The organism is Thiocapsa imhoffii (assembly GCF_016583985.1).
In the GTDB taxonomy this organism is placed as follows: domain Bacteria; phylum Pseudomonadota; class Gammaproteobacteria; order Chromatiales; family Chromatiaceae; genus Thiocapsa; species Thiocapsa imhoffii.
This window is the reverse complement of sequence record NZ_NRSD01000077.1, coordinates 1-946: the sequence shown is the minus strand read 5'-3', so window position 1 is coordinate 946 and position 946 is coordinate 1. Positions and strand designations below refer to the sequence as shown.

At 62.6% G+C, this 946-nt stretch carries 1 protein-coding gene; it reads left to right on the top strand.

Features of this window, described 5'->3' with window-relative positions; genetic code table 11:
- Positions 1-11 precede the first annotated feature (11 nt).
- Positions 12-946, top strand: a 935-nt coding sequence (locus CKO25_RS20710; protein ID WP_242467799.1) for a LamG-like jellyroll fold domain-containing protein, incomplete at its 3' end; no start/stop codon positions are given.

Genomic DNA, 946 nt, shown 5'->3' with positions numbered 1-946 from the left:
TCACGAAGGAGATGAGTGGTGGTCTGGCCTATGCCCTGCATTCCGACTCGCCGCGGCCGTCCGCTAATTTGCAGATTCGAATTGCGAACAACAATCGCTGGATTAGTGCAGGCAGTCAGCTTCCAGTTCGGACATGGACACATTTAGCGGCCACTCATGATGGTTCGAGTCAGGCGTTATTTGTTAATGGTGAGCAGGTGGTGCGCACTTCACATTCTGGGAATCTGGCTGTTTCGAACAACCCCCTGCGCATTGGCGGGAACACGGTGATGGCGGGGCGGGCCTTTGAGGGGGTGATTGATGAGGTCCGCATTCACAACCGGGCGTTGAGTGTGGCGGAGTTGACGACGGTGGCGGGCGCTGCGGTTGGTAGCGGTGGAGCGCCAGCGCCAGCACCGGAACCGCCGGTGGCGGCGCCGGTGGCGGACTTCGCGGCGAACACTACGCGGGGAGAGGCGCCTTTGACGGTGCGGTTTGAGAACCGCACCACCGGTGAGGCGGAGCGCTTTGAGTGGGCCTTTGGCGATGGGCAAAGCAGTACGGCGCGGGCGCCAACGCACCGCTACACTGCGCCGGGTACTTATACGGTAGAGTTGCGTGCGGTGGGGCCGGGTGGTGAACATGTGGCGCGCAAGACTGGCTTCATCACGGTGACTGCCGCGGGTGCGGGGAGCGGTGGCGGCTCGGGTGGTGGAAGTGCTGGAGGTGGAGCGGTTGGGGGATTGGTGGCGGCGTATGGCTTTGAGGAGAGTGGTGGTTCGAGCGTGCAGGATGCGTCGGGTCAGGGCAATCACGGGACCTTAGCGAATGTGACGCGCACGACGCAGGGTCGTTTTGGGCGGGCGTTGTCGTTCAATGGCAATAATAGTTTGGTGACGGTGGAGAACAGCGCGTCGTTGGGGTTGACCGATGGGATGACGCTGTCGGCGTGGGTGTACCCGACGGC